The sequence below is a fragment of the Ruminiclostridium hungatei genome (assembly GCF_002051585.1).
In the GTDB taxonomy this organism is placed as follows: Bacteria; Bacillota; Clostridia; order Acetivibrionales; family DSM-1351; genus Ruminiclostridium; species Ruminiclostridium hungatei.
Genome location: NZ_MZGX01000016.1, coordinates 21413 through 42911, shown reverse-complemented (window position 1 = coordinate 42911; position 21499 = coordinate 21413). Strand labels below are relative to the sequence as shown.

Annotated in this window: 21 protein-coding genes; 20 read left to right on the top strand and 1 reads right to left on the bottom strand. The window is 38.8% G+C overall.

The features are described 5' to 3' along the window. Window positions 1–9 precede the first annotated feature (9 nt). The 6 genes from CLHUN_RS12485 to CLHUN_RS12460 are packed head-to-tail and all read left to right on the top strand — an operon-like array spanning window position 10 to window position 6297. On the top strand, window positions 10–753 hold the full coding sequence (locus CLHUN_RS12485; RefSeq protein ID WP_080064928.1) for an SDR family NAD(P)-dependent oxidoreductase: 744 nt from the start codon (window positions 10–12) through the stop codon (window positions 751–753). Continuing rightward, a complete protein-coding gene (locus CLHUN_RS12480) occupies window positions 750–1601 on the top strand; it encodes a transketolase (RefSeq protein WP_080064927.1) in 852 nt (283 codons plus the stop codon). Before CLHUN_RS12485 ends, CLHUN_RS12480 begins: the two co-directional genes overlap by 4 nt. 16 nt (window positions 1602–1617) lie before the next feature. Beyond that, window positions 1618–2562, top strand: coding sequence for a transketolase family protein (locus CLHUN_RS12475; RefSeq protein WP_080065021.1), 945 nt, complete (start codon window positions 1618–1620; stop codon window positions 2560–2562). Window positions 2563–2583: 21 nt separating this feature from the next. Then, the gene (locus CLHUN_RS12470; RefSeq protein ID WP_080064926.1) at window positions 2584–3999 is read left to right on the top strand and encodes an AMP-binding protein; all 1416 of its coding nucleotides are present in this window, start codon (window positions 2584–2586) and stop codon (window positions 3997–3999) included. An 11-nt stretch (window positions 4000–4010) separates the two neighbouring features. Further along, window positions 4011–5096 carry a LuxE/PaaK family acyltransferase gene (locus tag CLHUN_RS12465; RefSeq protein ID WP_080064925.1) on the top strand — a complete coding sequence of 362 codons (1086 nt, stop codon included), beginning with the start codon at window positions 4011–4013 and terminating at the stop codon, window positions 5094–5096. Next, entirely contained in the window at window positions 5077–6297 is a 1221-nt protein-coding gene (locus tag CLHUN_RS12460; RefSeq protein ID WP_165755741.1) for an acyl-CoA reductase, read from the top strand. Before CLHUN_RS12465 ends, CLHUN_RS12460 begins: the two co-directional genes overlap by 20 nt. Before the next feature lie 37 nt (window positions 6298–6334). Here CLHUN_RS12460 and CLHUN_RS12455 read toward each other — a convergent pair whose 3' ends face one another. Further along, window positions 6335–6958 carry a sugar transferase gene (locus tag CLHUN_RS12455; protein WP_080064923.1) on the bottom strand — a complete coding sequence of 208 codons (624 nt, stop codon included), beginning with the start codon at window positions 6956–6958 and terminating at the stop codon, window positions 6335–6337. A 250-nt stretch (window positions 6959–7208) separates the two neighbouring features. Between CLHUN_RS12455 and CLHUN_RS12450 the strand changes: the two genes are divergently transcribed. From CLHUN_RS12450 to CLHUN_RS12390, 14 genes are all read left to right on the top strand, one after another. Continuing rightward, window positions 7209–9062: a polysaccharide biosynthesis protein gene (locus tag CLHUN_RS12450; protein ID WP_080064922.1), complete on the top strand. Its 1854-nt coding sequence runs from the start codon at window positions 7209–7211 to the stop codon at window positions 9060–9062. Window positions 9063–9254: 192 nt separating this feature from the next. After that, a complete protein-coding gene (locus CLHUN_RS12445; protein ID WP_080064921.1) occupies window positions 9255–9950 on the top strand; it encodes a response regulator in 696 nt (231 codons plus the stop codon). Window positions 9951–10054: 104 nt separating this feature from the next. Then, window positions 10055–11890 carry a two-component system histidine kinase PnpS gene (gene pnpS, locus CLHUN_RS12440; RefSeq protein WP_080064920.1) on the top strand — a complete coding sequence of 612 codons (1836 nt, stop codon included), beginning with the start codon at window positions 10055–10057 and terminating at the stop codon, window positions 11888–11890. 104 nt (window positions 11891–11994) lie between these two features. Further along, window positions 11995–12480 (top strand): hypothetical protein, encoded by a 486-nt coding sequence (locus CLHUN_RS12435; RefSeq protein ID WP_080064919.1) that lies wholly within the window; start codon window positions 11995–11997, stop codon window positions 12478–12480. Window positions 12481–12483: 3 nt separating this feature from the next. Further along, window positions 12484–13968 carry a hypothetical protein gene (locus CLHUN_RS12430; protein ID WP_080064918.1) on the top strand — a complete coding sequence of 495 codons (1485 nt, stop codon included), beginning with the start codon at window positions 12484–12486 and terminating at the stop codon, window positions 13966–13968. Window positions 13969–14013: 45 nt separating this feature from the next. Further along, entirely contained in the window at window positions 14014–14838 is an 825-nt protein-coding gene (gene yycI, locus CLHUN_RS12425) for a two-component system regulatory protein YycI (RefSeq protein WP_080064917.1), read from the top strand. Window positions 14839–15001: 163 nt separating this feature from the next. Further along, window positions 15002–16267: a UDP-N-acetylglucosamine 1-carboxyvinyltransferase gene (locus CLHUN_RS12420; RefSeq protein ID WP_080064916.1), complete on the top strand. Its 1266-nt coding sequence runs from the start codon at window positions 15002–15004 to the stop codon at window positions 16265–16267. An 80-nt stretch (window positions 16268–16347) separates the two neighbouring features. Continuing rightward, on the top strand, window positions 16348–17139 hold the full coding sequence (locus tag CLHUN_RS12415; RefSeq protein ID WP_080064915.1) for an MBL fold metallo-hydrolase: 792 nt from the start codon (window positions 16348–16350) through the stop codon (window positions 17137–17139). Window positions 17140–17267: 128 nt separating this feature from the next. Then, entirely contained in the window at window positions 17268–17747 is a 480-nt protein-coding gene (gene rlmH, locus CLHUN_RS12410; protein WP_080064914.1) for a 23S rRNA (pseudouridine(1915)-N(3))-methyltransferase RlmH, read from the top strand. A gap of 136 nt (window positions 17748–17883) precedes the next feature. After that, window positions 17884–18267 carry a VOC family protein gene (locus CLHUN_RS12405; protein ID WP_080064913.1) on the top strand — a complete coding sequence of 128 codons (384 nt, stop codon included), beginning with the start codon at window positions 17884–17886 and terminating at the stop codon, window positions 18265–18267. A 221-nt stretch (window positions 18268–18488) separates the two neighbouring features. After that, window positions 18489–19523, top strand: coding sequence for an HD domain-containing protein (locus CLHUN_RS12400; RefSeq protein WP_080064912.1), 1035 nt, complete (start codon window positions 18489–18491; stop codon window positions 19521–19523). Between the two features lie 211 nt (window positions 19524–19734). Continuing rightward, complete coding sequence (locus tag CLHUN_RS22795) at window positions 19735–19878, top strand: GNAT family N-acetyltransferase (protein ID WP_165755740.1); 144 nt, start codon at window positions 19735–19737, stop codon at window positions 19876–19878. Window positions 19879–19907: 29 nt separating this feature from the next. Next, window positions 19908–20255 carry a GNAT family N-acetyltransferase gene (locus tag CLHUN_RS12395; RefSeq protein WP_340148335.1) on the top strand — a complete coding sequence of 116 codons (348 nt, stop codon included), beginning with the start codon at window positions 19908–19910 and terminating at the stop codon, window positions 20253–20255. Window positions 20256–20396: 141 nt separating this feature from the next. Continuing rightward, window positions 20397–21464, top strand: coding sequence for a linear amide C-N hydrolase (locus CLHUN_RS12390; protein ID WP_080064911.1), 1068 nt, complete (start codon window positions 20397–20399; stop codon window positions 21462–21464). The last annotated feature ends 35 nt before the right edge of the window (window positions 21465–21499 follow it).

The window sequence follows — 21499 nt, the reverse complement described above, 5'->3', positions numbered from 1 at the left end:
GAATAAAAGATGCTTTTAAGTGGTAAAAATGTAATAATTACAGGTTGCAATCGTGGAATAGGGTATGCTATGTTAAAGTGCTTTGCTTCGAATGGTGCAAATATTTACGCTTGTGCTCGAAAAAGTTCAATTGAATTTGAAGCTACAGTTGCGGAAATAGCAAATGAAAACGGAGTTGAAATCTGGCCTGTTTATTTTGATTTATCAGATGAGAACCAGATAAAAGCCGCGGTTAAAAAAATTCAAATGGATAGAAGGCCCATACATGCTCTGGTTAATAACGCTGGTATCACTTATAACGCACTTTTCCAAATGTCTTCTGTTGAAAAGCTAAAGGAAACATTTAATATAAATTTCTTCTCAATGTTTTTATTTACCCAGTATATATCAAAGTTGATGGTTAGGCAAAAGCATGGAAGTATTGTCAACATTGCTTCGACAGCAGGAATTGATGGGAATGCAGGTAAATCGGTTTATGGTGCATCAAAAGCGGCGGTTATCTGTATGACAAAATCTATTGCCGAGGAACTTGGTGAACATGGAGTGCGTGCCAATTCTATAGCCCCCGGAATTACTCAGACAGATATGCTCTCCAGCATGCCAGAGGATGTTATTAATGAGAGTATTATTGGAAGTGATTTGAAGAGAGCTGGAAATCCGGTAGAAATTGCAAACGTAGCAGTATATCTTTCATCTGATTTATCATCATATGTTACCGGACAAGTGATTCGTGTTGATGGAGGTCTTAAATGACAAGGGTAGAGGCTTTGGAACATTGCAGGAAGATGGCTATGCATATGAGAAAAAATGCACTGAAGATGGCATTAGCTGCAGGGAATAATGGTTCCCATCTGGGTGGGGGACTATCCATAATAGAAATTATGGCAACCCTTTACGGACATGTTATGAATTATAATAAGAATAATTATAAAAGCAGGAAAAGAGATAGATTTATACTAAGTAAAGGACATAGTACGTTAGGGTATTATACGGCGCTTGAAGCAGCAGGTATAATATCTGAGGAACAATTATTCACATTTGAACAAAATGGGGGCTATTTACCTGGACAGCCCTCCATGAATTATGACATGGGAATTGAATATTCCAGTGGCAGCCTTGGACTGGGACTGTCTTATGGTATAGGACTTGCTATTGCCTCACGTATGAGTGACTGTCCCTATAATGTTTATGTACTGCTGGGAGATGGTGAATGTAATGAGGGTTCAGTATGGGAAGCGGCTATGTTTGCGGCACATAATAAGGTATCAAATCTTACTGCCATTATAGATGCTAATTCTTTGCAGTCAGATGGACCGACATCAGATGTACTAGGAATAGATCTTGAACAAGTATGGAGAGGTTTTGGCTGGGATGTAAGGATGGTTGAAGACGGACATAACATTAAGGAATTAATCGAAACCTTTGAGGCGCCCGGCATTAAAAATAAGCCTAGAGTAATTATAGCACGTACTGTAAAGGGAAAAGGAGTTTCCTTTATGGAGAACAATAACGAATGGCATCACAACAGATTGACTCAGTTACAATATGATGAAGCCTTAAGTGAGATTTCAATTAAGGAGGTTCACCTAAGTGATAATTAATTCTATAAATTCGAGGATGCTGTCAAAGCTGGGTTCCCGAGGTGCATTTGGTGTCGCACTGCATGAGATTGCAAACGATAATAATAATATTATTGCTTTATCGGCCGATTTGTGCAATACGTCAGGGTTGGATAGGTTTAGAGAAGCATTTGCCGACCGTTTTATAAATGTAGGTATAGCTGAACAAAATATGGTTGGTATTGCAGCGGGGCTGGCAAATGAAGGGAAGGTACCTTTTGTCACGACATTTTCAAATTTTTTATCCATGAGGGCTTGTGAACAGATAAGGCACTTTCTGGGGTATATGAAATCAAATGTGAAAGTTGTAGGCTTAGGATCAGGCTTTGCAATGGGGATGTTTGGCAATACCCATTATGGCGTCGAGGATTTGGCCATAATAAGAGCTATCCCCAATGTTACAGTGATTTCTCCGGCTGATTCTTCTGAGACTTTTAAAACTGTACAAGCAGCGGCTCTTTATGATGGACCGGTTTACATAAGGCTTACAGGAACTATGAATAATCCTATAGTCTATAAGGATGAATATGATTTTAAGATTGGAAAAGCTGTTAAGCTAAAAAATGGCTCGGATATCAATATTTTTGCTGCTGGGACTATGGTATACAATTCAGTTAAAGCTGCGGAGTTGCTCGAAAACAGAGGACTATCGGTGGGTGTGACTAATATGCACACAATTAAGCCTATAGACGCTGATGTGTTGGATGAAATTTCTTCATATTCAAAACTTATTGTCTCAGTAGAGGAACATAGTGTAGTTGGCGGCCTCGGAGGAGCTATTGCGGAATATAACAGTAATAAAAAAAATGTACCTCCCCACTTGATAATCGGAACCGAAGACAAATTTAAGTACGCCGGTGAATATAAATATATGCTTGAGATAAATGGTCTTTTACCAGAACAAATAGCAGATAAAATATTATCAAGGTATAATTCTATATAGCATTCAAATAAAGAGGCAATTATGAGCTTTTATAAAAATCTAAATAAATATAAAAATAACATCGCAGCAATTTCAGAAACTGGCGAAGAGATCACATACGGTGAAGCTGATTGTATTTCAGATGAATTGTACTCTGAAATAGGGCATAGAACCCTGGTATTTTGCCTGTGTGAAAATACCCTAGGTACGCTTTTAGGGTATATTTCATTTTTAAAAAATAATATTGTTACGTTTATGGTTGATAAGGATATAAACGAGCAAATGCTTTCAGAGCTTGTATTGACATATCGGCCCGAGTATTTATGGATGTCTGAGTCAAAGAGCAGTTGTATTTTGACACAATTTTTACAGTTGGAATTATCGGAAGTATATACAGGGTATGGCTATGTTTTATATAAAACAGGTATTCAAGAAACATTTGAGCTTAATCCCCAACTTGCCCTGCTGCTTACAACTTCTGGAAGCACAGGGAGCCCTAAGCTTGTACGCCAAAGTTATAAAAACATTGATTCAAATGCAGCGGCCATTGTTCAATATCTCAAGATAGATGAAAGTGAACGGCCCATTACTACCTTGCCTATGAATTACACTTACGGTTTGTCTATAATAAATAGTCATCTTTTGGCGGGAGCGACAATACTATTAACAACCAAAACGCTATTGCAAAAAGAATTCTGGCAGTTTTTCAGGGATAGGGAGGCTACATCTTTTGGAGGTGTACCTTATACCTATGAAATGTTAAAGAAACTTAGGTTTTTTAATATGAACTTGCCTTCATTAAAAACCTTAACGCAGGCGGGGGGGAGGCTTTCTACTGAGTTGGCAATGGAATTTGCGGTATACAGTAGAAATACCGGTAAAAGGTTTTTTGTCATGTATGGGCAGACTGAAGCAACAGCTAGAATGTCATATTTGCCTCATGAATATTCAATTGAAAAGTGCGGGAGTATGGGAATTGCTATACCAGGAGGCAAGTTTAGAATTGTTGGTGAAGCAGGAGAGACTATTTCTGATGCAAATATCTCTGGAGAACTTGTATATGAAGGCCCAAATGTAACACTTGGTTATGCTGAGGCAGGTGAGGATCTTAAAAAAGGTGATGAATTTGGCGGCATCCTGTATACCGGAGATGTGGTCATGAGGGATGATGAAGGATTTTACTATATTACCGGACGAAAGAAAAGATTTATAAAATTGTTTGGAAATAGAATAAATCTTGATGAAACAGAAAGATTATTGAAAGATATTGTAGCAGATTGTGCCTGCGCTGGACAAGATGACAAAATGAAGATATATATAACAGCTCCAGGAAAAGAAGAAGAAGTCCGAAACTATATTGCCGGAATAACAGGAATTAATCCTCTGGGATTTGAGGTAATACTCATAGACAAAATTCCTAAAAATGAAGCTGGAAAGACTATTTATTCTAATCTGTAAAGGAGACAGTTATGTTTGATTTAGCAGACTATATTAATATCCCTCCGTACTCACTTAACAGAGAAAAAAAGAAAAATTTTCTCAATGGAGCTCTGTGTGATTTGACTGTAAAGCATTATAATAAATGTGCTGATTATAAAAAGATGCTGGACTCAAGGCAAGTTGATATAACTAATATACACGATTACATTGATATACCTTTTTTACCTGTTCGGCTTTTTAAGGAAATGGAACTTTTAAGTATAAACAGGGCCGAGGTAGTAAAGACAATGACGTCCTCTGGTACCACCGGTCAAAGGGTTTCAAAAATATTTCTGGACAAGGAAACTTCTGCAAACCAACAAAAGGTTCTAGTAAAAATTGTATCGTCATTAATAGGAACAAAAAGGCTTCCTATGCTTATTCTCGATTCTTCTGCAGTTATAAAGAATCGAAACATGTTTTCCGCAAGAGGAGCAGGTATACTTGGCTTTTCAATGTTTGGCAGTGATAAGTTATATGCGCTTGATGATGATATGCAACTTCAGGTTGACCAAATAAGAGACTTCCTTGAGAAACATGAAAATGAAAATATACTTCTTTTTGGCTTTACATTTATGATATGGCAGCACTTCTATAAGGAACTTATGAGGACAGGCTTCAGGCCTGATTTGTCAAAAGGTATTTTGCTGCATGGCGGAGGTTGGAAAAAGTTGCTTTCTGAAGCTGTATCTCCTGAACAATTTAAAACAAGCCTCAATGAGGTTTGCTGTATTGAACGTGTACACGATTATTATGGAATGGTTGAGCAAACTGGTTCAATATATATTGAGTGCGAAGAAGGACATTTACATACATCTGTTTTTTCCGATGTCATAACCCGCAGGCATATTGATTTTTCACCATGTGAGAACGGGGAAAAGGGGATTTTGGAAGTGGTATCTGTGCTTCCCGGCAGCTATCCAGGACATGTTTTATTGACAGAGGATGAGGGTGTAATTCTTGGAGAGGATGATTGTCCCTGCGGAAGATTGGGAAAGTATTTCAGGATAATCGGTAGGTTAAAAAATGCTGAAATCAGGGGGTGTAGTGATACCTATGAGACTAAATACAGATAGAAGCCGGATAGTATATGACAAATTAAACTTTATATTTCCGCTAAACGCTGACTTGGACAAATTGGGGTTGATACCTTCTGTTAAGCCATTTGACGATGGCATATGTAGGTTACTGTCCATATTATCCAAAGCGCTTTTAAATAATCCGGAATCAAAAAAATATTCGGATATTGCAGCATTCGCTTTCTGGTGCCGAAAAGGCAATATTGAGTTAATGAAGAAAGAAAGGGTTTTGGATTTGAGATTGGGCAGAGGAGTTGTACTTCATATAGCCCCATCAAATGTACCGGTGAATTTTGCATATTCAATGGTTGCAGGTCTTTTAGCCGGAAACATAAATATAATAAGGTTGCCAACAAAGAGTTTTGAACAGGTTAACATAATTTGCGATACTCTTATATCTGTACTTGAGATGGAAGAGTTTGAGAAGTACAGGGATTTTGTAACCCTTGTAAAATATGACAAAGATGATGAAATTAATCAGTACCTGTCTTCAATATGTGATGTCAGAATAATATGGGGAGGGGACAATACTATTTGGGAACTCAGAAAAGTGCCATTGAAACCCAGAGCTTTTGATATAACTTTTGCAGATAGGTATTCTATAAGCGTTATTGACTCGGAGAAATATCGTATGGAGGAAAATCCAAAGAAGGTAGCTCAGGATTTTTATAATGATACCTATCTTTTTGATCAAAATGCATGTACATCTCCACACTTCATAGTTTGGGTAGGCCAGGAGCGTACTATTGGGGATGCAAAGGAAATGTTTTGGAGCGAGTTATATAAAATTGTTAAGTCGCAATATAAATTGCAGCCGGTGCAGGCGGTAGACAAGCTTGCAACATTCTATACTGCGGCTGCTAACATGGATATAATCGAAGCCGAAATGCCAGATAACTTAATTATAAGAGCCAAGTTAAATAAATTATCCGAAGGGATAGAGGAATATCGCTGTCAGGGAGGATACTTTTATGAATACTCGGCAGAATCCTTGGAGGAGATAATACCTATAATAAATCAAAAATATCAAACTCTGTCATATTACGGATTTGATAAACAAGTCTTTAAAAGCTTTATTGGCAGTGGATTGAAAGGTTTTGACAGAATTGTGCCAATTGGTAAGACATTAGATTTTTCTCTCTATTGGGATGGATATGACCTTATATCGACTCTGTCAAGAATTATAGATATACTCTGATACATGAATTTTAGGTACAGAATTTAATTGAGATAAATTAAAGCTGTACCTTTTGATTTAAATTACCAGTAAACGCCGGCATTGTATCTCCTGATGAATTATTTATATCTTTTTTGGCAACTATGTTTTTTATTGTTTTTAATACAATTTTTATATCCAGTAAAATGCTTATATTATTAACATACCACACATCAAGTGTGAATTTATCTTCCCATGAAATGGCGTTTCTACCGTTTACCTGAGCCCAACCGGTTATTCCCGGCAGGACATCATGTCTTTTCATCTGTTCCGGTGTATAGTGCTCCAAATATTGAACAAGCAATGGCCTGGGACCAATAAAACTCATCTCCCCTTTAATAATGTTCAATAACTGAGGGAGTTCATCAATGCTCAGTTTCCTGAATATATTACCAACTTTTGTTATTCGCTGCATATCAGGGAGGAGCCTTCCGCTGGAGTCTGTCTCAAGGGTCATTGTGCGTAACTTGTATATTTTAAAAATTCTCCCGTATTTACCCGGTCTCTGTTGCACAAAAAAGGAAGAACCCTTTGAACTTAATCTGGTTAATACCGCGGCTATAAATAGTACGGGTAATGCAGGCACTGACAAAGTTAATGCAAATATCAAATCCAATAATCTTTTTATGAAGTTTCTGTACATATTATCCTCCATCTACTTAAAATTTGTCCATCAGCCTGACCTTGATAACTACATATATAATACACCCAAACCCTACATAAAACAAGGACAGGCCATATTAACCGCGGTATTACCGGGATTTGCAAATCATTAACTAAACAATATCAATACATTCCAGTTAAACTAGGTTATTCTTCTTCACGTACCAACAGATTACTGCTATAATTAAACCTATAGTAAAAAATATAATAAGTGGGGATGCGCTTAACATATGAAATATAAAATGAGAGTGTTGTTTTTAACAGTGCTGGATATTGCCCTTATAAATATATCACTTTTAATGGCATACCTTTTACGTTTTGACGGTAGTTTTGCCAATATTACGCCAAATTTTTCGATGGAAATTCCAGAGTTGATATTAATAGCTACGGCTATAAAAGTAGTTTCTTTTTACTTTTTCAAGTTGTACAGCAGTCTTTGGAAATATGCGGGAATATACGAATTGTCAAACGTAGTCCTGGCGGCATTGGCCAGCAATACCTTTATGCTGGGCTATGTATTCTTAACCCGAACGCCCGTACCCCGAAGTATTTTCATAATAACCTTTTTCATTGATTGTTTTGTGGTGGGAGGTATCAGATTCGGCTACCGCATATTCAGACGTATGGTACGAGGAGACATCCTCCTGATTAAGAGCACCCGTAAAATCATGCTCATAGGCGCAGGAGATGCCGGTGCTTCACTCATCAATGAATACCGCCTTCACCCTGAGCTGAAATGTACACCTGTAGTATTAATAGACGACAGTGTGGGGAAGCAGGGTAAAAAACTGAACGGAGTTCCCGTCGCCGGTACCAGGAACGATATAGTAAGAATAGCCGGGGAAAAGGAAATTGACGAGATAGTCATAGCCATTCCGTCGGCCCCTGCAAAGACTATAAATGAGCTTTTTACAATATGTTCAAATACAAAATGCAAAGTGAAAATACTGCCCTCACTCTCGCAATTGATTGATGAAACGATTTCGGTTCAGAAAATACGTGATGTAAACATAGAGGATTTGTTGGGAAGAGATCCCGTAAAGCTTGATAATAATGAAATAGGTGGCTTTATAAGCGACCGTGTGGTACTTGTAACAGGAGGAGGAGGCTCCATAGGTTCCGAGCTGTGCAGGCAGATAGCGGGCTTCTCTCCAAAGCAGTTGATAATACTGGACAACTATGAGAATAATGCCTATGACGTACAGAATGAGCTTTTGACAAATTTTCCAGACTTGAAGCTTGTTACCGTCATAGCAAATATAAGAGAAAAGGCCAGGCTGGAAAACATATTCAGAAATCACCGCCCCCAGATAGTTTTCCACGCGGCAGCCCACAAGCATGTGCCGCTTATGGAGGCCAATCCTACCGAGGCCATAAAGAACAATATATTCGGAACTCTGAATGTGGCGGAATGTGCCGACAAATTCGGTGCAAAGCGTTTTGTGATGATATCCACCGACAAGGCGGTGAATCCCACAAATATAATGGGGGCAACAAAAAGGGTGGCCGAGATGATAATACAGGCCTTTTCAAAACAGAGCAAGACGGAGTTTGTGGCTGTGAGATTCGGCAATGTGTTGGGAAGCAACGGCAGTGTAATCCCGCTATTCAAAAGGCAGATAGAGCAGGGAGGACCTGTTACGGTTACCGATCCTGAAATAATAAGGTATTTTATGACCATACCTGAGGCTGTTCAGCTTGTATTACAGGCAGGGGCCATGGCCGAAGGGGGAGAAATTTTCGTGCTTGATATGGGCGAGCCTGTAAAGATATATGATCTTGCAAGAAATCTTATCAAGCTCTCGGGTTTTGAACCTGATGAGGATATAAAAATAGAGTTTACAGGGTTGCGGCCAGGAGAAAAGCTGTTTGAAGAGCTTTTGCTTGCAGAAGAGGGTATCCAGGCAACCAAAAACGATAAAATATTTGTGGCGCAACCCCTGCACACCGACCTGGCCATACTCCGGCGTGAGATAGAATGCCTTAAAGATATAATTATCAATAATGCCGAGGAGGCCAGGGAGTATATGAAGGTAATCGTTCCTAATTATACGACCTCCGGAAGCAGCGCGGGGAATAAATAGACAGTAACAGGCGTAATCAGGAGTATATGGAATAAATTACAATAAAGAAACTGCAACAATTTTCAAGCATATTACGTCTAAATTACAGTATTGCCAAAATATTAATTTTCCATTACAAGATTTTAATGATATAATTCAAATTGTAGAATTCGGATTAGCGGGCAATAAAAAATATTGTTAGGGGTGTATTTTTTGAGCAAAAAAATATTAATTGTGGACGATGAAAAGAACATTGTTGATATTTTAAGATTTAATCTTAAAAAGGAAGGCTATGATACTCTTGAGGCTTATGACGGTGAAGAGGCGGTTGAGCTGGCACTGTCCAACAATCCTGACCTGATACTGCTGGATATTATGCTTCCCAAAATGGACGGGTTCACAGTTTGCAGAAAGCTCAGGCAGTCAATATCAACGCCTATCCTCATGCTTACAGCTAAAGAGGAAGAGGTTGACAAGGTATTAGGCCTTGAACTTGGTGCCGATGATTACATTACCAAGCCCTTCAGTCCCAGAGAACTGATGGCTCGTGTAAAGGCCAATCTGAGAAGGCTTGTACCGGCTGAACAGGTTAACACGGAAAAGCCGCATATAAATAAATACGGTGATCTGACCATAGATGCCGACCGCTACGAGGTAAGAAGAGGAGACGAGGTTATTGAGCTCACTCTTCGTGAATTTGAACTTGTTAAATTCCTGGCGGCACAGCAAGGGACTATTTTCTCAAGGGAATCCCTGCTTGAGAAAGTCTGGGGTTATGAATATTACGGTGATGTGAGAACAGTGGATGTCACTGTCAGAAGAGTACGGGAAAAGCTGGAGCTTGACCCTGCAAATCCACAGTACATTGTTACCAAGCGCGGAGTGGGATACTATTTCAATAAATTTTAATTATAATTAGATGTACTGGTTACAGCATTTGAATTTTAAGCGTTAAATTTTGACTTGAGGCCGTTTGTAGAGGTCTCAAGTCAAAATAATTAAAAGGAGTTAGCATGAAGTTCTGGAAAGGTTTTTTAAAACTGCTGAGAAGCTTGCAGTGGAAGCTTGTTTATATTTTCATATCCATGTGCATCATACTGGTCTGCGTAGTATATATAGTAATAAACTACGGATTGCAATCCATTTATTTTGACAACTTCAAGCAGGACATGGATAATGGCTTTAAAACCTGGAGGGAAATGAGGGGAATACCCGAGTCAAATGAAGACATCTATAATTATTTGGAGACAAAACGGGATATTATCAATTTCAGAACAAATTCAAATATAAATCTTACGATTATAGACCTCAGTATTACAAACAAATTTACAGATCCCAACAAGGGAATTATCTACTCCTCTGACGAGCAGTCCAAAAAAGAGGGTTTTGCAGACGAGATTTTGAACAATTCCACCGAAAACCTGCTGCCTTTAAGGGCTGGTAAAATAGAGACCCCTGTTGATAACAGGAACCTTATAAAAACATATTCAGGCAAACAATATTTTGAATATCTGATCCAGCCCGAGGAGAGGAAAGAGCTGATATTCTATTTCACATACAATAAAGAGGCCTGGGGCCCCTTGCTTCAGAATTTCAACAATCTGATAATTTACAGTGCCCTTTTAGCTGTGGTATTGTCGCTGATACTGGGATATTTGCTGTCAAAGACCATAACCTCCCCTATTATAAGTGTAATGCACAAGGCGGAAAGAATTGCAGAGGGTGAATTTGACCAGCAATTAGCCGTAAAATCCGAGGATGAAATAGGTAATCTTACGAGAACCTTTAACTATATGGCCATGGAGCTTAAGAACACCCTTTCGGAGATTTCAAGCGAAAAGAACAAGGTCGTGACCATTTTGAACTATATGGCTGACGGCGTAATGGCTTATGACCTGAAGGGAACTGCCATACATGTGAATCCTGCTGCCAAGAAGCTTCTCGGTGATGACATTGAGACCAGGCCCTTTCAGGAATTTGCCAAGGACGTGGGGCTGGAGGTAAAACTGGAAAACATAGTATATCTCGAGGAACTGCCTGTCAGGGAATTTGATACGGTTATAAACGACATGTATGTGAAAATATATTTTGCGGTTTTCACAGATACAAATAAAAAACCCGAGGGAATAATTGTAGTAATGCATGATGTAACAGAGGAACAGAAGCTGGACAGTATGCGCAGGGAATTTGTGGCCAACGTGTCCCATGAGCTCCGTACGCCCATAACCTCTATTAAGAGCTATACCGAAACCTTGCTGGACGGCGCCGCAGAGGACAGGGAAACTACCGAACGTTTCTTAAATGTCATTAATACAGAAGCCGACAGAATGACAAGGCTTGTAAAGGATCTGCTGCAGTTGTCCAGGATTGATAACGAGCAGATGAGCTGGAATATAAACGAGGTCTCATTAAAAGCAATAGTAAAGGATATTGTGGAAAGGATGCAGCTTGAAGCCAGCCACAAGAGTCAGAAGCTGGAGAGCTTTGTAATTGGAGAGATACCCACAATCAAAGGCGATAAGGATCGCCTTGAACAGGTAGTAATAAACCTTATAAGCAATGCACTTAAATATACTCCGGAACATGGAGAAATTACAGTTTATGTTGGAAGGCTGTATAACGACATATATGTAAAAGTTACGGATTCGGGGATCGGCATACCTGCCGAGGATCTTCCAAGAGTTTTCGAGCGGTTTTACAGGGTTGACAAGGCCAGATCGAGGGATATGGGAGGAACAGGGCTTGGACTGGCTATTGCCAAGGAAATTATTCAGGCCCATGGAGGAACCATAACCATAGCAAGTGAAGAGAAAAAAGGGACTGAGGTTACAGTAAGACTACCGGTGTAAACTTTATTTAAATACCATGTAATGGATTTGTAACAGAAAATGTATTATACTTATAATAGAGTACTAATAAATGGTGCCATATTATTTTCTTCGGGGTGAGTTTTATGAGGTCCAGACTTCTATTATTTATTATAATTATTACGGCGATTATGTCATTGGTGGTTTCACCCGTAGGTGCTGCCCCCGGTAAGTTTGTAGAGATCTCAAGACCTGAAGGCAATGCCGAGGTTGTTACTAAAGACGTATTCTCTATTTTTGGAACTTGTGTCTATGACGAAACTATTATCACATTTGAGTACAAGGACAGAAGCACCGAAGAATTTAAACCGCTGGAGACTACAGAAGGTTATTCAACTTTTAAAGTCGGAAGCGGAAAGATGTTTGGAAAAGATATAAAGCTCAAGTATAGGGGCGAAAATATAATAAAGATTATAGCATATACAAAAGATGTTAAGGATGATAAGGATAAGCAGGTTCAGACATATACAATTACCCAGGGGGAAGAGAAGAAAAAGAGCAATTGGTTTGAAAAGGCCATAGAGTGGATAACTAACCCCGGTAAAGACAGTGACAAAGATAAGAAAGATTAACCTATGAGTAAAAAATCAAAAGCACTGGAATATTATTATGAAAAATTTAAAGCGGCATTATTGGTTTTCTTGATAGTTCTTTGTATCGTACAGATAGGAATTCTGTGGAGTAGTCAATCCGGCAGTTTTCCTTTTTTATCTTCCTTTTTTCCCGACTCAAAAGCAACTTCCCAGGTATCTCTTGAAGAAGTGAAAGAGAATTATATGCTTCCATATAAAATAGTTCTTTCAAAAGGATATGATGAAGAGCATTATATTGTACCCAACGGTTCCAGAGAATACAAGTCATTATGGGATAATGCCGGGGAATATATTACAAAGGCTCTTGAAACGAAACCCACTCAGACGCAGCTCATCGACGAAGAAAAGTGGGGTGTTATTCTTGCAAATAAATCCTATTACTTTGAATTTAAAACTCAAATCAGCATTGACATTGTAAAATGGGTATTGAACATCAAGAAGCCTGTTGATACACTGCCAGGCCTGAGTAAAATCGTAATATGTCCCGATGATCCGAATAACAGCTATTATGATGTAATTTATATAAGAGATGCGGTAAACATATATACATATATACTGACTGACCATGGACAGAACTCCTTGGATCAGGAAGTGTTCGACTCTGTTTATAACAGTCTGCATGGCAAGCCTAATTTTTCAAATTACAAAATTGCAATAGAAACCGGGATTAACTCAGCCCTTCCCAAGGACATGATAGCCCCGTTTACGTCAAACAGTACGGAGGCATATGCAACAGTGGACTACACCCCGCTGGGAAGCCAGGATGGGCATACATCAAGCCTTGCTGAGTATAATGCAGTTCAGATGGAACTTTTCGGAGAGGTGAGAAGCGACTATATGCCTGATGAAGATGTGTACGGCTCAATTGTCTTCAAGAACTCCGACAGCGTATACAGGCTTTACAATAATTCAGTAGCCGAATATAAGTTTATAGGAACCCAGATTTCAACCGAAAAGCCGAAGGTGCTTGAGGCATATCAACGGGCGGTTAGTTTTATAATGGACATCAAGGATAGAAGCAAATATATGGGAGCTATCAATTTGTATCTTTCATCTATCAGCGAGAGCAGTAACTCATATACTTTCAAATTTGATTATAGCATTGCCCAGGGGGGAGAATATGGTGAACTGCCGGTGTTGTTGAAGGATTTCACACTTCCGGGCAGTGACCAGCCTTTTGACAGCTCCATAACAATCGAGACTACCTCAAAAAGAGTTATACAGTGCAGATGGCTTGCCTTAAAACTTCAGGCTGAAAAAAGCCTTATTGAGTATAAATGGAATTTTCCGGAGTTTGTTGATAAGGCTTACAACTCCATTGACAGTCTGAAGAACTCAAATCTGCCCATACAGAACTATGGAATATATTATGTTTTAGTACAGGGGTCGAAAGATTACTCGATAAATCCAAGCTTTGTACTTTTTAATAGTGAAGGAAACTATTCCATACCTCTTAACGGGCAATAAAAAGGGAAATAATCTTACAATCCTATGTGGATACAGGTGGATATTATGGACTGGAAAAGAGCAAAATTGATTTTAATATTTGTGTTTATAGCCCTGAATATTGTTCTAGGGGTAGTTTTGTACCGTAATATCAAGGGCGGGGAAGTCTCTCAGGAGACAATCAAAAATACTCGCAGCATACTGGAACAAAATGACATAATTGTTGAATGCCTTATACCCACGTATACAGGCAAGGATTACATATTGCAATACCAGGAAACCGTTCTTGACAAAAGCAAAATAGTGGGCGGACTCCTGGGAAAGGATTACACAAAAATAAATGACAATACCTATGAGAAAGACACTCAGCGGCTTGTATTTCCCAGTAATTGCAGTTTCGAATACAGCGATAGCGGAAAGAACAATAAAGTTTTTACCGAGAGCAAAAATGAAGTAGGTGCAAAGTTAAAGGAACTGGCCAAAAAGCTGGATATCCCCATTGGCGAGTTTCAACTGGACAGTTTTAATACCCTGGTTTCCGGAGAAGGTTCAAGGGCGGTTTATAAAGGTGTTTACGACGGATATTCGGTATTTGACAACTACATAGAGGTTGATATTGAGAAATCCCGCCTGAAGGGTATAAAGTACGCATACAAGAAGCCTGTAAACATTACCAGCAGGGATATAAACGTAATTCCGGTGTACCAGATACTCATATCAAAGATAAGTAATTATCCCGGGATTAAAATCAGCGACATAGATATGGGGTTTAAAGGCTTTAATGTGGACAAGGATACAAAAACCTTATACGAAGGACTATCCTGGAGAATAAAGACCTTCAGCGGCACCGAATACTTTTTCAATGCTACCAATGGAGAGAGTATGGAATAGAAAGCAGCCCGTTTGCACAGACATGAGAAATCTGGAAATTGGTAAATTTTTTTTTGCGATATTTCTAGTGGAATAATTATATACTAAATGGTATAATGTTCTCGTGTGTGTAATGTTTAGCAAAAACATTTACAGTTTATACAAAAGGTTGGTGTAAAAGGGTTTGGATAAGTTCTTAATTAACGGGCCATGTCCCCTGAACGGAGAAGTTACCATTAGCGGAGCTAAGAATGCTGCAGTTGCTGTTTTGCCTTCAGCGTTAATAATAAATGGTATCAGCAGAATAGAAAATGTTCCTGATATTAAAGATGTAAAGGTTTTATTGGATATTCTCACAAAATTAGGCGCCAAGATAAAAAAGGAAGACGACAATACCGTAGTTTGTGACACCCGGGAGGTAAACTGCTGGCAGGCACCCTACGAGCTTGTAAAAAGTATGAGAGCGTCATATTATTTATTGGGAGCCTTGATAGCCAGATTTGGAAAGGCTGAAGTTTCACTTCCCGGAGGCTGTGACTTCGGATTCAGACCTATAGATCAGCACATAAAAGGGTTTGAGGCTATGGGTGCCCGTGTTGAAATCGAACATGGGATAGTTAAGATTGATGCATCCGGGCTAAGAGGTGCGCAGATTTATTTAGATGTCGTCAGTGTTGGTGCGACTATAAATCTTATGCTGGCGGCTGTTAAGGCTGACGGGCAGACAGTTATAGAAAATGCCGCAAAAGAACCTCATGTTGTTGATGTTGCCAACTTTTTAAACGCCATGGGGGCAAATATAAGAGGTGCAGGAACCGATGTCATTAAAATCAGGGGCGTTGGCCACTTGCTGGGCGGAGGAACCCATACCATTATTCCGGACATGATTGAAGCTGGAACCTTTATGATAGCGGCGGCTGCCTCCAAGGGGGATGTGACTGTAAAGAATATAATTCCGAAGCATATGGAATCTTTGACGGCCAAGCTCATTGAAATGGGTGTTACGGTTAAGGAAGACGAAGATTTTATAAGGGTTATCGGAGGAAATAAAGTAAAGAATGTAAATATCATGACGCTGCCTTATCCTGGATTTCCCACCGATTTGCAGCCTCAGATAACCGTCCTGCTGAATATGGCGGAGGGTGTGAGCACCATAACCGAAGGTGTCTGGGATTCAAGATTTCAATATGTGGATGAATTTAAAAGAATGGGTGCCAGGATAAAGGTTGAGGGCAGAATTGCGGTGGTAGACGGAGGGGCACACCTGTCGGGAGCACCTGTGAAGGCCACCGATTTGAGAGCAGGCGCAGCCATGGTTTTGGCGGGCTTGGTTGCCAAGGGAACTACAGAAATCACAAATATAAAATATATAGACAGAGGCTATGAGGATTTTGTTCATAAGCTGAATTTGCTTGGAGCAGACATAACAAGGATAACAACAGAGGATTAAATGTACTTAAGCAATTACACTCTACGTGTGTCCAATAGCATAATTTTTATGGTTTGTTGGGTATATGGAGGCTGAGATTAATGATTAAATTTTGCAGTTTGTTCAGTGGAAGTAGTGGAAATGCCTTATTTATAGGTACAGAGAGAACAAAGATTCTTATAGATGCAGGTTTAAGCGGAAAGAGGATATTGGAAGCGCTTTGCTCTATTGGAGAAAATCCGGCGGAGTTAAGCGCTATATTAATTTCCCATGAGCATGTGGACCACGTCAGAGGCGCAGGAATAATTTCCAGAAAACAGGATATTCCCATATATGCAAATGAGCGCACCTGGAATGCCATGGAATATGGGCTTGGCCCGGTAAAGCTGGAAAACAGGGTTTGCTTTTCTACAGGAGAGTCCTTTGAAATCGGAGATATTTGTGTGCGTCCTTTTTCAATTCCACATGATGCCGCTGAGCCGGTAGGCTATAATTTTTTTGCAGGGGGCAGGCGTATCACAACGGCCACAGACATTGGCCACATGAACAAGGAGCTGCTGTCCTATATAGAGGGTAATGATTTATTGCTGCTGGAGTCAAATCATGATGTAGAAATGCTGAAGGTTGGACCTTATCCCTGGTCATTAAAGAAAAGAATCATGGGAGATCACGGCCACTTATCCAATGAGATGGCGGCAAAGTGTATTGCATATCTGGCCGAGAGGGGCTGCAGAAATTTTATACTAGGTCATTTAAGCCATGAAAATAATTTCCCCGAGCTTGCATACCAGACTACCCTTAATGCCCTTACAGAAAAGCAGATTGTGGTGGGAGGAGACGTATCACTGGAGGTTGCAGGCAGGGACAGGACAGGAAGAGTTAACATTTTATGAGATAAATAATTGTCAGTATCCAATGGGGCCGGTTCTTAAGGTTCCTTTTTTATAGGAAAAAAGAAGCAGGATTTAAGACCTGGGCTGAAGCAAAATGAACCATGAAATGATAAAATCGGAGAGTAAATATGAAAATAACAATTGCTGCGGTTGGAAAGCTTAAGGAAAAGTATCTGAAGGAGGGTATCGCCGAGTATGTGAAAAGGCTGTCCAGATTTGCAGATATAGAGCTTGTGGAAGTGGAGGACGAGCATGCCCCGGATTCCCTAAGTCCGGCACAGGAGTCACAGGTAAAGCATCGGGAGGGGGAGAGGGTACTCAGAAAGATTAAGGAGGGCAGCTATATAATACTGCTTGACCTGGCCGGACAACACACAACGTCTGAGGGCTTTGCCGCAAAACTTGAGAGTATAATGCTATCGGGGAATTCTCATATAACTTTTATTATAGGAGGGTCTTTAGGCTTGGACCAAAGCCTGATTAGTGTTGCCAACCACAGGATATGCCTGTCAAAAATGACCTTTCCCCACCAGTTGGCAAGGCTTATTCTTCTGGAGCAGACATACAGGGCGTTTAAGATAATGAAGAATGAGACTTATCACAAATGAGGTTCACATGTGAACCTTATAGGTAGTAGCTTTAAGCAGGAATTATATTATAATTCCTGTAAAGGACTACATATATGTTTGAAACTATGAACTACAGATTATTTATATTAGGAGTCATAAAAAGGAGATATTATGTATGGAAAAAATTCTTCATTCAATACTTGCGGTGTTTCCTACACCGAATATCGAAGAAACCGCTAAGTATTATAACGAGATTATGGGATTTAGAATTGTTAAATATTTAGATGTAAAAGAACCCCACATATGCCTTTACCGTGATAATGTGGAAATAGTATTGACTACAGCAAACAGCGAAAAAGTCCACACGAATAGGGAACTCTATGGTTATGGGGAAGATGCTTATTTTATTACGGACGATCAAGAAGCATTGCAAAATGAATTTATAAGTAAAGGAGCTAAAATTGTTCGTCCGCTCCATATGACAGATTATAATAATATGGAATTTGTGTTAGAAGATATAGATGGACGGTGGATTGCTTTTGGAATGAAACAAAAATAACACTTTCGCAAATAAGGATAATGTGTAGCTGAGTTAATGCATATCTTTTAAATTTTGCACTGTCAGGAGAAATGATTACTATGTCAAAGACAGCTATAGGTAGTAGCTCTATGCAGGTATTCAAATTATAATCTCTATAAAGAGCTAGGTGTATGTTGAAAATTATGAATTTAATATTGTTTATATACTCTTAATAAAGACACGTAAGGGGAGAGATAATTTTGGCTAATCCTGAAATAGTTAAGTATTTTGATATCCTTTATCCGAATGGTATACCAGCATTTATTCAAGAATATTTAAACGTACCTGAAATGCTACGTTTAAAGGGAGTTGGACTTTTTTGTGGTACTGATTATAATAAAATTTATAATCACCGATATTTTTATTCGCGTTTTGAACACAGTATAGCAGTCGCTTTGTTAATATGGCGATTTACAGGAGATGAAAAGCAAGCTCTTGCTGGTCTTTTTCACGATATAGCAACACCGATTTTCAGTCATAGTGTAGATTTTATGAATGGAGATTCTTTAACGCAAACAAGCACAGAGGAGCGAACACATGCCACTATTAAAAGTTCGGGTGCCATAACTGAACTTCTTGCACGTGATTGCACCGACCTTTGCATGGTAGATGACTATCATCTGTATCCAATAGCTGACAATGACAGCCCAAGACTTTCGGCTGACAGACTCGAATATACATTATCTACTATGCTGGTATGGCAAGGAAAGTGGAAGCTATCAGATATAAAAAGTATCCTTGACTATATAGCTATATTTGAAAATGAAGATGGTCAAGACGAACTGGGATTTTGTAATCTTGAATCTGCAGAAAAATTTGTTACAGGGTCGTGTATAATAGGAGAATCTTTTCAGCGAAACGAAAACAAACTTTGTCTTAATTTTTTAGGGGATATGCTTAAGGAATGTATAAAAATTGGTATATTAACAATAGATGATTTATATACGTTTACTGAAAGTGAAGTAATTTCATTATTAAGTAATGCCCCGGATAAACATATTCAGATGGCCTGGAAAGCCTATTCTCAACTTGAATCAGTGTATAGTTCCGAAGACAAGCCGGTTGGATACTATTTTGTAAATATAGATGCAAAGAAACGTTATATCAATCCGTTAGTTAAGCTGAATGGAGAAATAAAGAGAGCTACCTTATTTTCAGAAAAGGCCAAAAAGACAATAGACAGCTTTCTCTTATATAGCGACAAGCCATATGGATATATAAATCTGAAATATTAATCCGAATATAGACTAATACGAAATTAAGCTGTTTCACATATGTTAAAAATACGCAATAAATACCAATAAATGGTGTCGTTTAGTCTAGCAAACTATACGGATTTCAAACACTCTTTGGTTTAGCTGTTGAGTGATACGAAAAAGGCTTATCACAAATGGCAGTAAGAGCGGGAAAAAATATTTATTTGTACACTTATGGAGGGTGCTGGTTTTGATTGAAACAGAAAGGTTATTGATAAGAAAATTTGAACCCGGCGATTGGAAGGATTTATATGAATATCTCTCAGATGAACGAGTTGTAAAATACGAACCCTATGATATTTTACAGAAGAGGGTTGTAAAAATGAAGCCATAAATCGTTCAAACAATTGTGATTTCTGGGCTGTGTGCCTTAATGATACAAAAAAGCTAATAGGAAATATCTATCTGTCTGAACAGAATTTTGACACATGGGAATTAGGCTATGTTTTTAACTTTGACTATCATGGGAAAGGCTATGCCATAGAAGCGGCAAAAGCTATGGTAGAGCATGCTTTTAAAAATTACCATGCACGCCGAATCGTTGCAATGTGCAATCCTCTTAATACATCGTCATGGAAATTGCTTGAAAAATTAGGTATGCGGCGTGAGGGGCACTTAATACAAAATATTTACTTTAAAGTAAATGAGGTGGGTCAACCAACTTGGGCGGATACATATGAATATGGGATGTTGATTTCCGAATGGCTTTAATTCATAATAGCAGCTAAAAGCTTTATCCGCAGATAATAGCCGTATACAAGCATTTATGTTGCAATTTGTATAATATAATACAAATTTGTTGTAAAATGTATAGTGTAGATAAGTTTATAGTTATGGCCAGCGGAGGATTGAATGTTAAAGGGGAATAAGGCTAAAAAAATAGTAATTGTCATATTGTGTACTATATTATTTTTAATTTTGATGGTTTCTATTTTATTTTTAAATGAGATAAGAAGTCTGGCTTCATTAAAAGTTGTTGATGCTTATCCAATGTATCAAATGACTTACTATGGGGATTATGGCTTTGATGAATTTCTGAAGACAGGTGCGAAAAGTGACCGTGATATAGAAGCGTTCGTCACAAAAAGACTGCTTAAAGGACTGCCCATAGACATAAATGTGACCGGAGCGGGCTGTACGGCATTTGTTGCAGGAAATGACAAGGGAGATACCATTTTTGCCAGGAATTTTGATTTTGCATATACACCGTCATTGCGGCTATGGACGCAGCCAAAAAACGGGTATGCTTCAGTATCCACTGTAAATTTATCTTTTGCAGGGTATTCGGAAACTGACTTGCCAACTCCAATCGGGTTGAACAGTTTTTTAACTTTGGCTGCTCCATACCTGCCCTTTGACGGCATGAATGAAAAAGGTGTTGCCATGGCACTTCTGGCAGTTCCTGAAGCACATATAAGCACAGATGAAAATAAAGTTACATTAAATACCACAACGGCAATCAGACTTGTATTGGATAAGGCGGCAACTGTTGACGAGGCGGTTGATATGCTGAGAAAATACAATATCTATTTTTCCGGAGATATAAAGTGCCATTATCTGATTGCAGATACCAGTGGAAAATCGGTTATTGTTGAGTACTGGAATGGAGAAGTACAGGCCGTTGAATCAGATAAGGCCTATCAGATCGCCTCTAATTTTATAGCATATAACGGATTGAATATTGGGGAAGGATATACTGAATTTGAGAGGTATGCCGCTGTCCAAAAAGTAATTGAAGAAAATAATGGAAAGCTTACAAGGGAACAAACTGCAGATTTACTTGCACAGGTTGGCGTATATGACCCTGCAGGCAAAGATAAGTTACAATGGTCGGTTGTTTACAATCTCACTGATTTGCAGGGTTTTGGCTTTGTACATAGAGACCGTGAGAACATAAATGAATTCTCACTGAAAAAGTAAGTAGGGCTATATATTATATTTATATTCAAAATTTA